Below are 18,261 nucleotides of genomic sequence, written 5' to 3' on the forward strand. Positions count from 1 at the left end.
CTAAGGGATGTCACAGCTCGGCAGCAAAGCCCGGCCCGGAACGCCGGGCCCGACACGCGTTCCGGCGGAACCAGGTACGTTCGACAACGTGGCTGGATTCAGGATCGGACGGGGCGGCAGGAACAACGGCGCTCCGCAGACGCGACCGCAAAACCCCCCGTACGGACAGCAGGCGCCGCAGAGACCGTCGTACGGCTACCCCGCCGCGCCGCAGCCCCACCCCGGGCAGCAGCAGTACGGCAACGGGGGCGGCGGCCAGTGGCCGCAGCCGAACCCCGGACAGGGCGGGCACGGCGGTTACGGCGGGCAGGGCGGTTACGGCAACCAGGGCGAGCCGGAGTACTTCGGCGACGGCGGCGCGTACGCACCGCAGGGCAACCCCGACCCGTACGCGGCCAACAACCCGGGCCACACCCAGTCGTTCTCGGTCGGCGAGGCCCCGTACAACCAGGGCGCCCCGGGCGACGCGTACAACCAGGGCGGGACGTACCACGCCGGCTCGGCGGCCCCGTCAGGCCCGACCGGCCCGCGCCTGCACTGGAAGGACCTGCTGAGGGGCATCTTCCTGTCCCCCCAGCAGACATTCCTGCGCATGCGGGACTACGCGATGTGGGGCCCGGCCCTGATCGTGACGTTCCTCTACGGCCTGCTGGCGGTCTTCGGCTTCGACGGCGCGCGGAAAGACGCGATAAACGCCACCCTGTCGAACGCCATCCCGATCGTCCTGACCACGGCCGTCGCGATGGTGCTCTCGTCCTTCGTCCTGGGCGTGGTCACCCACACCCTGGCCCGCCAGCTCGGCGGCGACGGCGCCTGGCAGCCCACGGTCGGCCTCTCCATGCTGATCATGTCCCTCACGGACGCCCCCCGCCTGGTCGTGGCCATGTTCCTCGGCGGCGACGCCACCTTCGTCCAACTCCTCGGCTGGGCCACCTGGGTAGCCGCGGGCGCCCTCCTGACGTTGATGGTCAGCCGCTCCCACGACCTCCCGTGGCCGAAGGCGCTGGGCGCGTCGGCGATCCAGCTGATCGCGATCCTGTCGATCGTGAAGCTGGGCACGTTCTGATTCTTGGCGGTACGGCGGTACGTGGAAGGGGCTCCCGGCGATCTGATCGCCAGGAGCCCCTTTCCGATTCCGATCCGATCCGGTCGGGTCGGGTCGGGTCGAGTCACTCTTCAGACGTCCGCCTCCGGCCCCCACTGCTCCGGCCCCACCCCACGCCAGTCGATCCACGACACCTGCGCCACCTCCGCCGGATCGATCTCCAACCCGGCCCGGCGAAGGAACTCGGCGAGATCCACCACGTTGTGCGCCAGCCCGAGGATCTCGCCGTCCACGCGCACCCGTCGGCCCCCCGTCGGCGACGGAGGAAGCACGATCACCCGAATCGGTCCGGACATGTCCTCAGGATCATCCGGGATGTACGGCCCCGCACTCCGGTGCGTCATACGACCCTCGCAGCTCGATCAAATGTTCGATTCGGTCGGAACACTACGCCTATACCCGCCCGGCCGGGTGCAACGCCAGGCGAACGCCCTTGCAGCGCTCAGCTGAGCTGCTCGGCCAGTCCGACGATGATGCCCTCGGGGCCGCGGACGTAACAGAGCCGATAGATGTCCTCGTACCGCGCCACGTCACCCACGAGTTCGGCGCCGTGCGTACGCAGGCGGGCGATGACGTCGTCGATGTCGTCGACGGCGAACATGATGCGCCGAATCCCCAACGTGTTCGCCGGCGCGTCCTCCGGCTCGGACCTGATCGCCTTCGGCGCGTGGAACTGCGCCAACTCGATCCGCCCGTGCCCGTCCGGGATCCGCAGCATCGCAACGTCCTGCCGCACCCCACTGACCCCGATGACACCCTCCACCCACGCCCCCTCGACGGGCCCCTTCCCCTCCAACTCCATGCCGAGCTCGACGAAGAACGCGATGACGACGTCGATGTCCTCGACGACGATGAGAACGTTGTCCATCCGCTGAATCGCCATGACGGGGCTCCTTGGTGGGGTGGGTCGGGGTGGAGTGGAGTGGGGCGGGGTGCGGTGGGGTGCGGTGGGGTGCGGCGGGGATGCTGTCCTCGACATCCTCTGCCACGGCGAGCTCGGCGCACGGGGAACCCGGGCAACATGTTGCCGGTCCGCACCGTCCAGGTTCCGGTGTCGGCGTTACGGCTGGTCCCGGACCAGGCAGAACCCGTTGACCTCATGGTCGCGAGCAGTCTTCAGTCACCCGGCGAGCACAAGCGACGCCCGAGGCGCACGATGGAATGAGCAACGCCCAGAAGGGCCGGATCATGAGCAAGTTGCATCACGCTCGGCATCCCAAGACCTCCCCAGGACAATCCTGGGGCCCACGGAATCCCGAGGCGCCAGCATCTCCGTCACATCCCTGGCCGGAACAGCCGCAAAGCCCTCCACCTGGCCAGTCTCCGTACCAGAGTCAGGCAACAACGCCCCTCCCCCGCAAGCGACATCGCGTCTTCTTCTGGATCTTCCTGGCCGTGCAGATCCTGTTCCTGATCTGGGTGATCGCAGGAGCCGCGAGCGGAAGCGGCACACCTGAGTCGTGCCAGGGGAGGACCGGCGCAAGACTGAGCCTGTGCAACGACGCGAGCGACGTCGGCACCACGATCGGCGTGGGCTTGATCATCGGACTGTGGGCGGCCGTAGACCTCATTCTGGGAATCACGTACCTGATCTTCCGACTCGCCGGCCGGCAGCCACGGGCATGAGGCGGAGGGCCCGTCAGTTCAGCCGGTAGGTGTCTTCGAGTTCCTGCCCGTCAGCAGGAAGCAGCACGTCAGAGACCCTGCAAAGCCTGGCCGGACGCGTCACGTGCGATGACCAGGACACTGAGGACAGGGACACCATTTGGCAGGCCGAAAAGCTCGGCCTCACCGACGTCAGGCAATCGAGCCGAGACGCGCCGCCACGTGATCGAAGCGGACCCTTTCTGTGGTTCAGCCCCTCGAAGCGATCATGTTCCTGAGGCGGCAGGGTGTACGTCGCGGGTTCTGCCGCCCGTCCGTAGTACCCGCAGGTCAGACCGCTTCCCTGTTCGGCTTGGCCGCTTCCCCCGACCTGTGTACCGGCGGCAAGACACTCCACGGAAAGTTGATCCAGTCGTCCGTCCGCTTCCACACGTACTCGCACTTCACCAGCGACTGCGACTTCTCGTAGATGACGGCGCTGCGCACCTCCGCGACGGCGTCGAGGCAGAAGTCGCGTACGAGCTTGAGCGTCTTGCCGGTGTCGGCGACGTCGTCGGTGATGAGGACCTTCTGGTCGGAGAAGTCGATGACGTTGGGGACGGGCGCGAGCATGACGGGCATTTCGAGGGTGGTGCCGACGCCCGTGTAGAACTCGACGTTCACGAGGCTGATGTTCTTGCAGTCGAGGGCGTAGGCGAGGCCGCCGGCGACGAAGACGCCGCCGCGGGCGATGCTGAGGACGACGTCGGGCTCGTACCCGTCGTCGGCGATGGTCTGCGCGAGCTCGCGCACCGCGACGCCGAACGCCTCGTAGGTCAGGTTCTCCCGTATGTCGCTCATGCTCACACCTGCGTTCGGTGGAAGTTGAGGAAGGAGCGGGAGGCGGTCGGTCCGCGCTGGCCCTGGTAGCGGGAGCCGTAGCGCTCGCTGCCGTAGGGGAACTCGGCCGCCGAGCTGAGCTGGAACATGCACAGCTGGCCGATCTTCATGCCCGGCCACAGCTTGATGGGGAGGGTCGCGAGGTTGGAGAGCTCCAGCGTCACGTGCCCGGAGAATCCCGGGTCGATGAAGCCGGCCGTGGAGTGGGTGACGAGTCCGAGCCGGCCGAGGGAGGACTTTCCCTCCAGGCGCGAGGCGAGGTCGTCGGGGAGGCTGACGACCTCGTACGTCGAGGCGAGCACGAACTCCCCCGGGTGGAGGATGAACGGCTCGTCGCCCTCGGGCTCCACCAGTCGCGTCAGGTCCGCCTGTTCGACGGACGGGTCGATGTGGGGGTAGCGGTGGTTCTCGAACACCCGGAAGTAGCGGTCGAGGCGCACGTCGACACTGGACGGCTGCACCATGGATTCGTCGTAGGGATCGATCCGGACCCGCCCGGCGTCGATCTCGGCCCGGATGTCCTTGTCTGAGAGAAGCACGCCCCGAGGATACGCAAGACGCGCGGACCGACCACAATCGTGCCGAACCCGCGCGCCCGCTTCTTCGTACGCGTTACCGCTGCCTGCTGGTGCTGCTTACCGCCTACCGCTTACTGCTTACTGCTTCTCCAGGCTGACCGGCACCACACTGCGGAGCCGGGCACACCGTGGACACCGTACGAGTCGGCCGGGGCCGAGCCGCTCGGCCTGCTGCATCGGGAACGAAGCGGTACTGAACACGTGCCCATCCGCACAACGGACGACGGTGCGCTCCATCAAGTCCATGAGTCCCTTCCCCAAGAGCCGCGTCTGGCTGCTGCTGACCTGACGACAAAACGCCACATTACGGGATCAAAGAGACGACTCACCAGGCGGCACTCCGGTCCCGCCCGGACCCTCTTCCACGTCTCCACCGTACGCCCCAACTCCGGCCCCCCGCACGCACGTCCACCCTCCGAAACGCCAACTGGCCCCACGGCTTCAGCGCCGGGGGCCAGGCATGAGGTAGAGTGAGCGGGCATTCGACACCGGTTCAACCGGCGTCTTACGCGGGTGTAGTTTAGTGGTAGAACATCAGCTTCCCAAGCTGAGAGTGCGAGTTCGATTCTCGTCACCCGCTCTTACGAAAGCCCCAGGTCAGCGGCCTGGGGCTTGCGCTTTTGCCGTTACCTCTCTTGCCCTTTTCGCACTGCTATGCGCCCGAAGATTGGGCACGCGGAGGGCACGCGGGCTTGACGGAGGGCGCGACGACATCGAGAGTGGCGACCTCGCCGCGCTCAATCTGGGACACGCGGGCAATACTCACCCTCATGCGGGCCGCGACATCCTTCTACGCCAGCACGTACTGCTTGCGTGCCTCAGCCAGTTGGTGCCCACGGGCTTCCGCCAGGAAGCGGCGCGATCCGGCTTCCACCTCGGCAGGATCCACGCCGGCCGAGTACAGCTCCTGCTCCAGGGTCCCCCAGTCCTGCGGGGCCTTCTTGGGCATACTCACTCCTCAATCCTCCGTGTCGCAGGTGTAGTCACGGTAGAGCTGTTCAGCCAGAGGAATGTTGTCGCGGTACCAGCGCTCCCAGTTTCCAGCCTTGTTGCCTCCGAGAAGCAGGAGGGCCGAACGCGTCGGGTCGAAGGCGACGATGACCCGGGTCTCGGACCGACCGCCCGATCTCGGCCGCAGCTCCTTCAGATGATGCAGTTCCGATCCTTTGAGCCGGTCCACGAGAGGGCGCCCCGGCGTGGGACCGTCTCACGCAAGTCGGCAACAGCCAGAAAACGATCCCTTTTCCTCCAGCTATCGACGACCAAGCTCAGGAACGACAAGTACGCGGTATCGACACACCGGGCTCACCGTCCCGGCCGGGAGAACCTGAACCGCGTGGGCAGGTACAGGTAAGGCGTCGCCCGACGCGAGGTCCCACAGTGTCACCTGCCCACCGACTACACCGAACGAGCCGTACTCCTGCTCAGGGGCCAACCGGTACCAAGAGCGCTACCCCTGGCCCGGGACATTGAAGTTGATCCCGGAGAAGTCACGTCCCTGCACGACCGGCGCGTTCTGATTGCCGCCGCTGATGGTGTTGGTCGTGTCCCCGTCTCCGGTGCGCAGCAGCTGCGCCTCCTGCTGCCATTGCGTCAAGTTCGCGCGGAACAAGGGGTCTTGTTCCGCTCGGCGACTCAAGGCGTCACTGAGTGCCCGTGCTCGGTCGACATCATGGGGAGCCTCGGACAAAGAGGCCAGTTCAACTTCCCCGGTCGCCGGACCCAGCGATCCCGTGGCTTGCTCTACGGGATTTCTCCGGACCAACCCACGCAGTGCTTCCCAGAGCTGCCGGCCCATCTCACCACCTGCCCCGGTCGCCGCCGCCACGAGAAGGCTCGCCGAGATCGGATCCACGCCTGTACCCCCAGTGGCCCAGCGGAGTCGAACGGATCGGAACTCCATCGTCTCAGAACCGCCCGCTCACTGGAGCGGTCGCGGTCGGCCACATCCGGGAGGCCGGTGTCCGGTACCGAGCCACGAGCAACAGATACCGGACACCGGGTCGTTCACATGCTCAAGTAGGTGGGGCCGGAGCCGCTACTGATTGCGTATGCGATGCATGTGAGTGTTACGGCGGCGATCAGGTATCTCACGAAGCCTTGCACCTTTCTGTCTTTCAAGAAGCGACGGACAACGTCTGAAACGCGGGCGAGCCAGAACTCCAGCCAGGAGCGACGGCTCCAGTGCCTCGGACGTGAGTACAGTAGCGCCTCACTCGGACACGTGTGCACACTCACGGCAACACAGCTGAACTCCGCGCCGGTTTACGCGTGTATCCATGCACGCCGGCCCACCGACCCCCGAATTTCCTACGCAGTGTCTTCGCCCCGAAGCGCCGCCAACACCCCCGCGGCACGGGCCTCCTCGGCGGTAGCGCCCATACGTCGGCTGAGCGCCACGCTGGCCTCCAAATGGGCCACGGCCTGAGACGTGCGACCCGCATCCTGTTCGGCCAGGGCCAAGTCGTAGAGCACATCGACCTCCTCACCCGCCGCGTGAATGGCACGTGCCACCTCAAGTGCGGTGACATGCTGCCGCAGGGCCTCCTCCGTGCGGCCGGCCGCGCGGTGTGCCCTGCCGATTCGAGTGAGCGCGATCGCCTCCGCGCGCCGGTCTCCGACGGCCTGCAGCACCGGCAGCACCGTGCCGTACAACGCGAGGGCCTCATCGGTCCGGCCGAGCGCGTCCATGACGGATGCCACATTCATTTGAAGCGTGGCCTTGTCTCTCGGATTTCCCATCCGATCCGCCACGACCATCGCCTGACGGTAAGCAACTTCCGCAGCCTCCATACGTTCTGTTCTTTTGTAGAGTTCCGCCGCGTTGTTCAGCGCGCTATACCTTCCCCGCTCGTCTCCTATTGCCGTGAAATCGGCCAGGGCCGAGGTAAAGCATGCCAACGCTTCTTCGTTCTCGGACAGATGGAGGTGAGTTATCCCCAGCAAGTTTCGACAGCGTGCGATCCGGAGGAGACTTCCAGTTTGCAGTAGAAAATTCAGAGAGTCCTTCTGGAGCGACCTGGCCAGCGTGTACTGACCCGTCTGCCACAGGGAGATCGAGAGTTGGTGGATGCACTCGCTCTCCAGCACCCGGTCACGCAGGGAACGCGCGATGTCGAGCGCCTCGCGCGCGGCCGAGATCGCCTCGTCGTAGCGGGAGCCGTGGGTGTACACGGCGCAGAGGTCGAGCAGAGCTCGCGCTCTGGCCTCGCTGTCACCTGCGGCGCTCCAATGTTCTGTGGCGCGCCGCAGCAACGGCTCGGCCGCGGCAAGGTGTCCCTCCATATCCAGGAATCCCGCCAACACATGGACGGAAATAGCGAGTTGACGTTCCGTGCCATGGTGTACAAGCCAGTCCAGAGTGTCCAGAAGATTGGCCGATTCGGCGATCAGCCACTGTTCTGCCGACTGCGCGTCGACGATTTCCGGACATGGTGGAGTGGCGGGATCTCTGGTGTCGAGTTCCGTGCGCGAGCGGAAGGGATAGGCCAGCCGGTCGGCCTGGTCCGCGGAATGAACGTAGTGATCCACCAGGCGTTGTTCGGCCTGTCGGACATCACTCTCGGAATCGATGTCGCCAGTTTCGATCAGCGATCGCGCGTAGTCGCGCAGAAGATCATGCATGGTGAAACGGTGTGGCGTTGGCTCGGACACAAGGTAATGAGCCAGAAGTTCCTCTAGTACGCCTTCGGCCGTTTCCAGGGAGAATCCTGTGAGCGCGGCGATCGCCCGTGGCCCGAACGCCACCCCCATGTGCAGCCCGACGCGGCGGAAGACGAGCTGCTGCTCGGCGTTCAGAGCGTCGTACGAGGTTGCGAAGACGGGCGCCAACGCCCTGTCCATGTCGTGCAGTTGAGCCAGATGGCCACCGCTGCCGGCCAGTTGCCGCAACAGGTCGGACGTGGTCCACGAGGCGCGGGCAAGCAACCGGCTCGCGGCGATCTCGATAGCCAGCGGGAGACTCCCGCAAACCCGGACGATTTCCGCCACGTCCGACGGATCGGTCTCGCGCCCCCTTCCCAGCCGCTGCGAGAAGAGCGCCGCGGCGTCCTCGGGCGGCAGCGCGTCGAGGGAGACCGGCCGTACTCCTGGCAGTTCGGGCAGCCGTCGGCGGCTGGTCACGAGAACCGCTGTCGGGGAGGCGCCTGGAAGCAGGGGACGGATCTGGGCGGAGGAGGTCGCGTCGTCGAGGATCACCAGCATCCGGCGATCGCGCGCCACCGAACGCCACAGTGCGACCAACTCGTCGAGTTCGCGAGGTAGTTCCTTGGCGGCCAGGCCCAGCAGCCGCAGCAGTTCGGTGAGTGCCCGCGCCGGCGTCGGCGGTGTGCGGTCGGCGGAACACCCGCCCAGGTGAAGGAAGATGCGCCCGTCCGGGAACCGGTCCCGTAATCGATGCGCCAGATGGACAGCCAGGGCGCTTTTCCCCACACCCCCCATTCCATGAATGGCCTCGACGGTGACGATGTCCGAGGCTCCCCGTCCCTCGCAGAGGGCCGCCGTGAGCCGCCGCAGTTCGTCGCGCCGTCCGGCCCACGGAACATCGCGCGGCAGATTGTCCGGAACCCGATGCGTCGGCCGCGGAGCCGTCTTCCCGTCGGTTCCGGCGCGGGACAGCAGGGTCGCCGCGGGCATCCCCGCCAGGATTCCCTGGTGGACCCGGTGCAGCCCACGGCCGGCGTCGAGACCGATGTCACGGACGACTCGCTGCCGCGTTCGCTGAAGCAGTCTGGTCGCCTCGGCCGTCCGGTTGCTGCCGTACAGGGCGACGGCCAGCCGTTCGGCCAAGGCCTCGTCCACCGGATGCGCCTCGGTCAACGGCAGGAGCACGGGAACGGCGTCGGTGAACTTCCCTCCGTCGAGCAGGATCTCCGCCCTGGTCACCGCGGCCACCAGGCCGGTCTCACCGATGGCGGCGCGCAGATGCTCGGCCCAGGATCCGCTGATCCCGGCCAGCGGTTCACCGTGCCAGAGCCCGTTCGCCCGGTCCAGCAAGCGCAGGGCGGCTTCCTCGTCCCCGCTGTCCCTCAGGGAGCGGGCTCGCTCGACGCAGTTCGTGTAGCAGCGCAGGTCCACCCGGTCCGGGTCGACCTCCAGAGAGTAGGAGTTCGTACGGCTGACGATCGCGGGGGCGTCGCCCCCCGCGATCCGCAGGGAGCCCCGGATCCGCGAGATGTGGGTGTGGAGCGCTTCCCTCGCCTTGCCGGGCGGATGCTCGTCCCAGATGCGGTGGATCAGGGTGTCGACACTCACCGTACGGCCCGCGTCCCAGGCGAGGGCGGCGAGCGCGATCCTCGTTTTCGTCGATCCCAGGTCACTACGGCGGCCCTCTGCCCGAAGCTCCACCGATCCCGAAAGCCTGATCTCGAACTCCACCAGCGTCCTCCCCGCCGGTAGGGCCTGCGATTGCCGAGCATTCGAGAGTGTCATGCCCCTGGCACCTACGACCACAGGAGAACGCTACGAGTCTAATGTTGACCGATAAATAGCCTAATTAGTTCACATCTTGTCCGGAGCGGGGAGTGACTCCCGAAGAAACGAAAGGAGTTGCCCACGTGCGTGATTTCTCCCCAGACGGACTGGAGACGTTGCTCTCGGCGATGGTCGCCTGCGGCGCCGACCCAGAGTCCCGCGCGTGGCGCGATCTGGCCCGAGTGGTGTACACGGCGGCCCGCGCGGACCCGTCGGTGACCCGTCTCTGGCCCCCGTACACCGCGCAGGGACAGCCGACCGAGGTGGCGTCCTGGCGGGAACTGGCCCAGGAGATCCGCGCGTTGGCCTCACGCGACACGGCGACACAGCAGGCGCTGACCGAGTGGTTGCACCACCATCACGGCCCTGCCCGCACATCACCCGGTTCCGCGCCCTCGGCGACCGCCAACGTCATCAGTGGCGACTCCGTGCTCCACGGCCCCAGCGTGCAGGCCCGGGACATCCACGGGGGCATCCACTTCCACTCGCCCTCCCCGGCTCCCCCGCCCCGCCTCCCCGTGCCCCGTCAACTGCCTCCGGTGACCGCACGGTTCCTCGACCGGGAGGCCGACCGGCGGACCTTCGACACCCTGCGTGCCCGGCGACCGGCGCACGCTCCCCAGATCCTGGTGGTCAGCGGGCTCGCGGGCATCGGGAAGACCACCTTCGCCGCCCACTGGCTGTACGAGCACGCCGCCGGCTTTCCCGACGGCCAGCTCTACGCCGACCTGGGCGGAGGGACCGCCGACGGTCCCCTCTCCCCTGCCGTCGTCCTGGAAGCCTTCCTGGTCGCGCTCGGCGCGTCCTCGGTGCCTGCCGGGATCGCACAACGGAGCGCGCTGTGGCGTTCGTTGACCGCGGGACTACGGCTGGCCGTCCTTCTGGACAGCGCGTTCACGGCGGCTCAGGTACGCCCGCTGCTGCTCGGTACGCCGACCGGCCTCACCATGGTGACCAGCAGAAACAACCTGACCGGACTGCGCGCCGACGGCGCCGCCGTGCACCGGCTGGAAGGGCTCCCCGCCGGGGCGGCCGTCGAACTCCTCGCCGTCGGCGGCGGAACGCGCGTGGCGCGGGAGCCAGCCGCCGCGCGCGAAGTGGTCAGACTGTGCGGCCGCCTGCCGCTGGCAGTGGCCCTGGCCTCCGCCCAACTCGCCCTGCGCCCCCACCATTCCGTGTCCGCCCTGGCCGACAGCCTGTCCGGAGGCCGGGGTGTCGTCGACGCGCTGCGCGTCGACGGGGAGGCCGTGATGCATACGGCACTCGACATGTCGTACGACGTCCTCCCGCACGAGAGCCGCGCGCTCTACCGCCGGATGGGACTGCTTCCCGCTGATCGCTTCGACCTCTCGTTCCTGACCGGCCTCGCGGACGACGGGGAGGGATCGCCTGGGACCGGGCAATCCGCCGATATCGCCGTCAACGCGCTCGTGGAGGCGAATCTCCTGGAGGAGACGGGTCCGGGCACCTGTCGATTCCATGACCTCGTCCAACCGCACGCCCGTCGGCTCGGCAAGGAGCTGGAGGACCTCGGCGGGCGCGAACGCGCGCTGCGCCGCTTCGTCGATTGGTGCCTGTCCACCGCGGCTTCGGCGGAGGGCATCCTCACCCCCAGCCACCGGCTGCCGGGGCACGGCCTCCCCGCGGGAACCGTGCCTCCGACCCCACTCGACGGTCCCGAGGAGGCGCTCACCTGGTTGGACACGCACCGCAACGGACTGATGGGGGCCGTACGGCACTCGGACCGGGCGGGCTGGGACTTTTCCTGTTGGCGTCTGACGGACCTCATGTGGCCCCTCTTTCTCCGGTTGCGTCCGTCCGGGATGTGGATCGAGGCACACCAACTCGGTCTCGAAGCCGCACGCCGGAGCGGATCGAGGGAAGGAGAGGGCCGCATGCTCACCTCCGGCGCGATCGGTCTGCGCAACGCCGGCCGGTACCTGGAGGCGGCCGACTGGTACCGCCAGGCGCTGGAGACGGCCACGGCGGACCGCGACGTACGCCAACAAGCGCAGGCCGTAAGCGGATTGGGACACGTCAGTCTCCTGGCCCACCGGCTCGACGAGGCACGCGACCACTTCGAGCACGCCCTGCGGCTGAGGGAGTCGATCGGCTACCGGCGTGGGGCCGCCCTCTCCCGGCGGCGCCTCGGCGAAACCGCCCTGGCCGACGGCGATCTGACCACCGCCACCGAGCAACTGCGCCGGGCCCACGCTGAGTTGGATGCGCTGGGAGAGACGTACGAGGCGACCCGCGTCCTGGCCCTTCTCGGCCATGTCCTGGACCGCGACGGGGACCGCGACGGAGGCGTCCGCCGACTGTGGGAGGCGCTCGCGCGCTTCCAGGCGGGCGACGCCCGGTCGGAGCACTGGGAGGCACGCTGCCTCGAATGGCTCGGACAAGCCGCCGAGTCACGTGGCGATCACGCCGAATCGGTACGCTACTACGAGGCCGCCCGGGATCTCTTCCGACGCCTGAGCCCCGAGGACGCACAACGTCTGGACGACCGGCTGCGGCAGCCGTGACCGCCACGGCCGGCCGTCCCGCCGCTCAGCGACTCGGTATCGGAAGGATGGAACGCAGCGCGCGGGGCGATCCCCCGGACACCACCCAGGCGTGGACGACCGAGACGACCGCCTGCGGCGGGACCGGAGCATCGGATCCGCACCGATCCGGCCGTACGAACGACACGGCATCCCTCCGGTCCCGTACCCCGACCACACACACCAGGGCTGTATCAGGTACGGCGGCAGCAAGGCATCCGGGATGGCCCGCCAGCAACTCGCGCACCCGCCGGTGAGCCGACACCGGCGGCAGGGGCACACGGCTCACGAGCACATCGGCGTGTTCCATGAGCTCTGTCCGTTCCGGGCCGTCCGCGTCCACCCACAGGTGGACATCGCAGGGAAGCGGGCCGAACGCGTGCGGGCAGGCCGACGGGTACGGATACGCGCGATCCCCCGCCGACGAGGGCAGCGGGTCGGATCGGACGAGAGCCGGGCCGTGCGCCGTATCCGAACGCCAGACGACGAAGGAGGACCGGTCGTCGAAGCCGTCACCACGGGATACCCGACCGTTCCGTGCCGCGCGGAAGCACACCGTGACCCACCCGGCATCCGGCTCGGGGTTCGCGGGCCGGTCGCTCACGGCGCCGCCCCGCTGCCCGTGGAGATCTCCCACCGCGTCAGGGACGGCGGCAGCGGGGGCGGCGCGACGAACGGCGGACGCGCCGGTTCTCCCAGCCCGAGCATGCGGTAGACCACTGAACGCATCCGTCGGTGAAACTGCCCCGGCGCCGACGACAGCGAGGCAACGACCTGGTCGTACTGTCCCGGGCTGTGCGACTGTGCCGCGTACTCCAATTGCTCCGCCAGCGGGTACCCCGGAGCGATTACCGGCGCGACGGCAGACAGCAGAGCCGCCGGAGAACAGGCCGACACCTCACGCCGGTATCCGGCCGTCAACAGCATCGTCGCGTCCGTGAGCGTTCCATAGGCGGTCAGTGATCCGTGGTCCCCGATGATCCAGTCGGCCGCGATCAACAGCGCCTGCCAGTCGGCCTCAGGCGGGACGACCGCGATCCCCCGGTCCTGGCAACAGGACAGCCAGGCGTGCACCTGTCGACTGCCGTGCCCCGAGAACACATTGGGGTGGACCAGCATCGCGACCCGGTAGCCGTCGCCGGGCAACTGACTCAACAGCTGCGGCAGCAGGGAGTCGAGCCGCCCGAACGTCGAGGCCGGTCCCCACGTGGAGGTGACGACCACGAGTCGCTGTCCGTCCTCGATTCCCAGCGCACGGCGATAGGAATCGCGCCTGAGTCTGCCGACCGTGATCCGGTCGACGCACGGATCTCCCATCACATGAGCCACCGCAAGCGCCTCCGGGCAGGACCGGGCGAGTTCCTCGAGATCCCGCTCATGGGCATAGACGATCGCCGCGGGAACCAGCCGCCCCTCGTGCAGCAGGTGCTGGCGGCTCAGCATCCCGGGCGACCTCCGCTCTCCTGGCGCCAGCGCGGTTACGTCGGTGAGCAGTTTGATCTGCCCTGCCCCGTGCGAGATGCGTACGACCGGAGTCCGCAGTCCATGCACTCCGCGGGAGCCCGCCGCGAGCGCGAGGTCGAACTCGGCCTGCAGGGCCTCTTCCCAAGGCACCGTGGCGATGCCCAGACTCCGCAGGAAGTCGGTGACTCCGTTCCCGAAGGCATGTGGTGCGACCGTGAAGACCAGTTGAATGCGCAGGTCGGTCTCCAGAAGTTCGAAGACCTCGCGCAGTCGCTGGGCGAAGGTCACGGTGTGGATGACCACCAGAACCCTTTTGCAGTCCTGCACTGTCAGCCAGTGCCCCTGCTCGATCAGTGCTGCTTTCGTTGTTCGGACAGACACGCGATCCCCCATCGCTCGTCGCTGCGTACAACAGACGGCATGGGGGTTCCCTGTGCGCACGACGCTTTCCTTGCATGCCTCTTGCAACACCCTTGCCCTGGCGTGTGGCGCATGGCAGGGAGTTGTCGGGTCTGCGGGTGGGCCGTCGGATGGGGCCAGGCGGTGTCACCGACCGGGCACTCCAGTGGTACGGCCCCATCGTCGGCAAGTGAGCCAGAGCCGAGCAGAAGGCGCGTACACACGCAAAGGCGCCCCGGACTGGACATCCCCGCCTGCCCAGCCAAGCGCAGAGCCTGTGCGCGCAGGCTCGCCACCCCCTCCTTCCGCAAAACCGTGCCCAGAGCGTGCCCTTGAGAGCGGACAACCACGGTCACCAGCGGTCCAGCCAGGCACACGCAACGACGCCAGCACAACGCGTCCACGCAGGTCAGCAGCCATGCTGCCGCCCAAACGCCATCGCTTCCCAAGCTGAGAGTGCGAGTTCGATTCTCGTCACCCGCTCCAAAAATCCCCAGGCCAGCGACCTGGGGATTGTTTGTTGTCTGGAGTCGTCGGGAGCGCGCTGGTCCTCTACGGCTCACGTTGAGACAACCTGTACACAGCCCGGAAGCGCTTCCCGCGATCAGACCGAATCGTTGGGGATTCCGCGGTCCGGCCCTGGCAATCTTCGATACTCTCGCCCTCCGCTCCGTAGAGGTAGGGGAGTATGCGAACTGCCAGGCGGGTTCAGCTTGTCGTTGGTAGTTCCGCCATCCTGGTGGCTTGGACGGCTGCGGCTCTGCTGACAAGGGTGCCGACATTGGTGGTCGCACTACCGATGGTCGGAGCGCTCTGGCTACTGGTTCTTCTGGACAGCGGGTATCTGCTCGGCCGGGAGTGGGCACACAGTCGTCGACGCCGGGCCGGCCGACCGCAGCGGGAGGCCTGGGCCCCTGCACCCGAGGTACGCCGGCCAATCGACTACCCGAACATCGTGCCGCGTCCGACGAACGAGATCTCGGTGGACCAGCAGGGGCGGTTCCGGGCGACCGGCATCCGCCTCGCCGTTCTGCCCGCACTGGCGGTGGTGTTCCTGACCGTCCAGACCGTGTTCCTCGAACACGGCAGTGACCTGGGTCTGGGATTCGTCCTCGCCGAGTGCCTTCTTCTCGTCGTTATGGTCTGGACGGTGTGGACCGAGCAGGAGCCGTCCCGGCCATGGATCACGAGCCGGGTCAGGGCCGAGCTCTTCCGCCGTGAGATGTTCCTCGTCCTCACGGCCGTCGGACCCTATCTGGGGCGGACTGATGAGGAGGCCGGGCGGGTCCGCGACGCCCGGCTGAGTCTGCTCGCTGCTGCCGGCCCGGCCGAACTCGACGGGTTCACCCGCCTCGCCGACCGGGATACGGACGGCGCGGAGAGCCACTGGCAGGACGAGGTCTGGCGGCGGGCGACCAATGCCAATCCCAATGCGGGTGCGGGTACTCGCAGCGACACCACTGAGCGCATGCGCACCTACTTCGACTACCGGATCAGGCGCCAGGCCCTGTTCTTCGAGCTGGCCGCCGAGAAGTGCGAACGAACCGAGAGCATCCTCAGCAGGGTCGCCAAAGGGGCGATCCTGGCAGCCGTCGTCGTCGCCCTCGCGTACGGCGCCCTCCTCTTCTCGGGTCGGGACGGGGATGAGCCCTCGGTGGCCACCGCGGTCATCGCGCTGCTCGCGGCAGGCTTGCCGCCCCTTTGCAACACGGTGTTGGCCGTGCAGAATCTGCTCGCCGCACAGCGGCTGGCCGCCTCGTACCGGGAGACCCGTCAGGAACTGCTGGGGCACGAGAACACCCTGCGCAAGCTGCTCGCCGAGACCGGGGCCGAGCCCGAGCCCACTGGCCTCGAACTCGCCGTCTGCTTCCGGGCATTGGCCATTCGGGTCGAGTCGACGCTCACGGAAGAACTCCGCCGTTGGCGGATCATCGTCGCGAAACCCGAGTTCGAGGCGGGTTTGTGAGACTTTCCCCCGCGATGGCTGACGATGGCTCACAATCAGCCTCGTGGGGGACGTGTTCATCAGCCATAGCGCCCGGGGCGACGCGTTCGCCACCGCTGTCCTGACGAGGATCGAGAAGCACCTCAAGGAGAAGAACCACACCCCGCTGGTGGACCAGTCGGACATCCCTCCCGGCAACGAGTGGCGTCCCGAGATCGTCCACTGGCTCGCCCGCTGCGACGCGGCCGTCGTTCTGCTCAACGAGAAGGCGCTGGAGTCCCACTGGGTACGGCGCGAGGTCAACATCCTGATGTGGCGCAGGGCGCTCGGCGCACCCCTGCTCGTGATACCCGTCCTGCTGGACGGCCTCACGACCACGGCCGTCAAGATCGCCGGACTGGAGGAGCTTCGGCCGATCCAGTTCGCACGGACCGCGCGGGGCGAACAGCCGGATGCCGACAGCCTCTCCGCCCAGGTTCTGGAGCGGTTCGCAGACCTACCCGAAGCGGCGACGGGCGACGACCCGATGAGTACCTGGCTCAAGCGGCTGGGCCTGTATCTCTCCGAGGCTCAGCAGCGGTCCAACCTGTTGGTCGACGCCGCGAGGGCGCTCAAGTCCGAGAGCGAGTATCTGGCCCATGTCACCGGCCGACATGGCGGCTGCCTGTTCCTCGCAGACCAGTTCCTGATGGCTCCTCCCGACCGGATGGAGGCGGCTCTCGACGTCCTCGCCCCCTCGCTGCCGGACTACGTCATCCGCCGGCTGACCGCGGAGCTGGCCCCCACCTGGGTCGACGAGGAGGCCGCCCGCGGCGTGCTCCCCGCACCGGACAAACGGCCCCACGAGATGACGGTCCTGCTCAACGCCCGGACGGCCGGCACGGCCGAACAGTACATACGGCGGGCGACCTGCGCCGCCACCCGCGGCTTCGAGGTGACATCGATCAGGACTCTGCCCACCGGCGAGGACCGGGTCGGGGAGCGGTTCCGCGACTGGGAGAACGCGGTGTGGTGCGAGTTCTTCGAAGCCGACACCGAAGAGGACCGGGTACTGCCCCGCGATGTCGACGCGCGGACCCACTACCTCGTCATCAACGAACTCTGCCCGCCCAACGTCGAGTTCGCGCAGGCCGTCAAGCGACTGCACGAGGCCTTCTCCTGGCTGATCGTCCTGGTGGCGACAGGCACGGAGGAGCCTGACGACCAGGTCCGGGCGGCCTTCGGGAACGCGGTACAGCTGCGCCCCCTGCTCACCTGGGAGGACGAGCAGACGGCGAAGGCCCGCACCAAGCGCCTCAGGAAAAAGCACGAACATCTGGCCGGTACGTACTCATAGGAGCCCTCGTGGCCGATCTCGTCTCGCACGGTCCCGACGCCAGGGACGGCCGGGTCTACGACATGTCGGAGGACCTCCGGCTGGCCATCGACGTCGCGCTGGCCACCGACCGGCCCCTGCTGCTGAGCGGCGACCCGGGAGCGGGCAAGTCGTCCCTGGCCCCCTACTTCGCCCGCGAACACGACATGCGGTACTACGAGCATGTGGTCACGTCCCGGACCCAGGCCACCGACCTGTTGTGGACGTTCGACAGCGTGCGCAGGCTGGCGGACGCGCAGGCGCACCGCGGCATGCTCAACGATGGCGACTACATCGACCCCGGTGTCCTGTGGTGGTCACTCGCCCCCGAGTCGGCCCACACCCGCGGTGGGCTCCTCAAGCCGCTCCACCGGCACGACCCGCACGAACGGTTCTACCGGCAGCACCGGACGAAGGGGGCCGTCGTCCTCATCGACGAGATCGACAAGGCCGACCCTGACGTGCCCAACAGCCTGCTCGTGCCGCTGGGCTCACAGGAGTTCACCGTCGCCGAGACCGGGACGCCCGTGCGTCGCGAGGCCGACGCCGGCAACGCTCTGATCATCATCACCACCAACGGCGAGCGCGAACTCCCGCAGGCCTTCCTGCGCCGCTGTATCACCTTCACCCTGCCCAGCCCGACCCGCGAGAGCCTGATGCGGATCGCGCGACTGCACCTGGAGGAGGAGGGCGTGGAGCTGGACTCTTCGACGCTGGACCTCGCCGGTGATCTCGCCGATCAGCTCATGACCGTACGGAAGGACGAGGAGGTCCGGCGCGAGCGGCAGCCCAGCACCGCCGAGTACCTGGACGCCCTGCGCGCCTGCCGCACGCTGCACCTCGGTCCGGGCCATCCGCGGTGGCCCCTCGTCCGCAGTCTGACGCTCGCCAAGTCCCGGCAGTGGGAGCGGTGACGC

General features: G+C 67.9%; 15 protein-coding genes and 1 tRNA gene. 7 read left to right on the forward strand and 9 right to left on the reverse strand.

The window, feature by feature from the left end; genetic code table 11:
• The first annotated feature begins 7 nt into the window (after window positions 1–7).
• Window positions 8–1,066: a YIP1 family protein gene (locus tag M2283_RS10395; RefSeq protein ID WP_280875845.1), complete on the forward strand. Its 1,059-nt coding sequence runs from the start codon at window positions 8–10 to the stop codon at window positions 1,064–1,066.
• Window positions 1,067–1,176: 110 nt separating this feature from the next.
• Here M2283_RS10395 and M2283_RS10400 read toward each other — a convergent pair whose 3' ends face one another.
• Together M2283_RS10400 and M2283_RS10405 are read right to left on the reverse strand one after the other, a co-directional pair.
• The gene (locus tag M2283_RS10400) at window positions 1,177–1,401 is read right to left on the reverse strand and encodes a hypothetical protein (RefSeq protein ID WP_280875846.1); all 225 of its coding nucleotides are present in this window, start codon (window positions 1,399–1,401) and stop codon (window positions 1,177–1,179) included.
• Window positions 1,402–1,547: 146 nt separating this feature from the next.
• The gene (locus M2283_RS10405) at window positions 1,548–1,988 is read right to left on the reverse strand and encodes a VOC family protein (protein WP_280875847.1); all 441 of its coding nucleotides are present in this window, start codon (window positions 1,986–1,988) and stop codon (window positions 1,548–1,550) included.
• 512 nt (window positions 1,989–2,500) lie between these two features.
• On the opposite strand from M2283_RS10405, the gene M2283_RS10410 reads away from it, so the two are divergent.
• Window positions 2,501–2,731, forward strand: coding sequence for a hypothetical protein (locus M2283_RS10410; RefSeq protein ID WP_280875848.1), 231 nt, complete (start codon window positions 2,501–2,503; stop codon window positions 2,729–2,731).
• A gap of 309 nt (window positions 2,732–3,040) precedes the next feature.
• Here M2283_RS10410 and M2283_RS10415 read toward each other — a convergent pair whose 3' ends face one another.
• On the reverse strand, window positions 3,041–3,550 hold the full coding sequence (locus M2283_RS10415; RefSeq protein ID WP_280875849.1) for a phosphoribosyltransferase: 510 nt from the start codon (window positions 3,548–3,550) through the stop codon (window positions 3,041–3,043).
• Window positions 3,551–3,552: 2 nt separating this feature from the next.
• Window positions 3,553–4,128: a dCTP deaminase gene (gene dcd / locus M2283_RS10420; RefSeq protein ID WP_280875850.1), complete on the reverse strand. Its 576-nt coding sequence runs from the start codon at window positions 4,126–4,128 to the stop codon at window positions 3,553–3,555.
• A gap of 548 nt (window positions 4,129–4,676) precedes the next feature.
• On the opposite strand from dcd, the gene M2283_RS10425 reads away from it, so the two are divergent.
• A tRNA-Gly gene (locus tag M2283_RS10425) sits at window positions 4,677–4,747 on the forward strand.
• Between the two features lie 210 nt (window positions 4,748–4,957).
• Here the strand turns inward: M2283_RS10425 and M2283_RS10430 are convergent.
• From M2283_RS10430 to M2283_RS10445, 4 genes are all read right to left on the reverse strand, one after another.
• The gene (locus tag M2283_RS10430; protein WP_280875851.1) at window positions 4,958–5,116 is read right to left on the reverse strand and encodes a hypothetical protein; all 159 of its coding nucleotides are present in this window, start codon (window positions 5,114–5,116) and stop codon (window positions 4,958–4,960) included.
• 9 nt (window positions 5,117–5,125) lie between these two features.
• Window positions 5,126–5,347: a type II toxin-antitoxin system RelE/ParE family toxin gene (locus tag M2283_RS10435; protein ID WP_432423047.1), complete on the reverse strand. Its 222-nt coding sequence runs from the start codon at window positions 5,345–5,347 to the stop codon at window positions 5,126–5,128.
• 270 nt (window positions 5,348–5,617) lie between these two features.
• The gene (locus tag M2283_RS10440) at window positions 5,618–6,022 is read right to left on the reverse strand and encodes a hypothetical protein (protein ID WP_280875852.1); all 405 of its coding nucleotides are present in this window, start codon (window positions 6,020–6,022) and stop codon (window positions 5,618–5,620) included.
• A 455-nt stretch (window positions 6,023–6,477) separates the two neighbouring features.
• Window positions 6,478–9,543, reverse strand: coding sequence for an AfsR/SARP family transcriptional regulator (locus tag M2283_RS10445; protein ID WP_280875853.1), 3,066 nt, complete (start codon window positions 9,541–9,543; stop codon window positions 6,478–6,480).
• A gap of 179 nt (window positions 9,544–9,722) precedes the next feature.
• Between M2283_RS10445 and M2283_RS10450 the strand changes: the two genes are divergently transcribed.
• Window positions 9,723–12,164, forward strand: a complete 2,442-nt coding sequence (locus tag M2283_RS10450) for a hypothetical protein (RefSeq protein ID WP_280875854.1) — start codon at window positions 9,723–9,725, stop codon at window positions 12,162–12,164.
• Window positions 12,165–12,782: 618 nt separating this feature from the next.
• Here the strand turns inward: M2283_RS10450 and M2283_RS10455 are convergent.
• Window positions 12,783–14,039, reverse strand: a complete 1,257-nt coding sequence (locus M2283_RS10455) for a hypothetical protein (RefSeq protein ID WP_280875855.1) — start codon at window positions 14,037–14,039, stop codon at window positions 12,783–12,785.
• Window positions 14,040–15,000: 961 nt separating this feature from the next.
• Between M2283_RS10455 and M2283_RS10460 the strand changes: the two genes are divergently transcribed.
• The 3 genes from M2283_RS10460 to M2283_RS10470 are packed head-to-tail and all read left to right on the forward strand — an operon-like array spanning window position 15,001 to window position 18,258.
• Complete coding sequence (locus M2283_RS10460; protein WP_280875856.1) at window positions 15,001–16,011, forward strand: hypothetical protein; 1,011 nt, start codon at window positions 15,001–15,003, stop codon at window positions 16,009–16,011.
• 43 nt (window positions 16,012–16,054) lie between these two features.
• Window positions 16,055–17,326 carry a toll/interleukin-1 receptor domain-containing protein gene (locus M2283_RS10465; protein WP_280875857.1) on the forward strand — a complete coding sequence of 424 codons (1,272 nt, stop codon included), beginning with the start codon at window positions 16,055–16,057 and terminating at the stop codon, window positions 17,324–17,326.
• 8 nt (window positions 17,327–17,334) lie between these two features.
• Entirely contained in the window at window positions 17,335–18,258 is a 924-nt protein-coding gene (locus tag M2283_RS10470) for an AAA family ATPase (protein ID WP_280875858.1), read from the forward strand.
• Window positions 18,259–18,261: the final 3 nt, after the last annotated feature.

The sequence above is a fragment of the Streptomyces pseudovenezuelae genome (assembly GCF_029892565.1).
Classification (GTDB): Bacteria; Actinomycetota; Actinomycetes; order Streptomycetales; family Streptomycetaceae; genus Streptomyces; species Streptomyces pseudovenezuelae_A.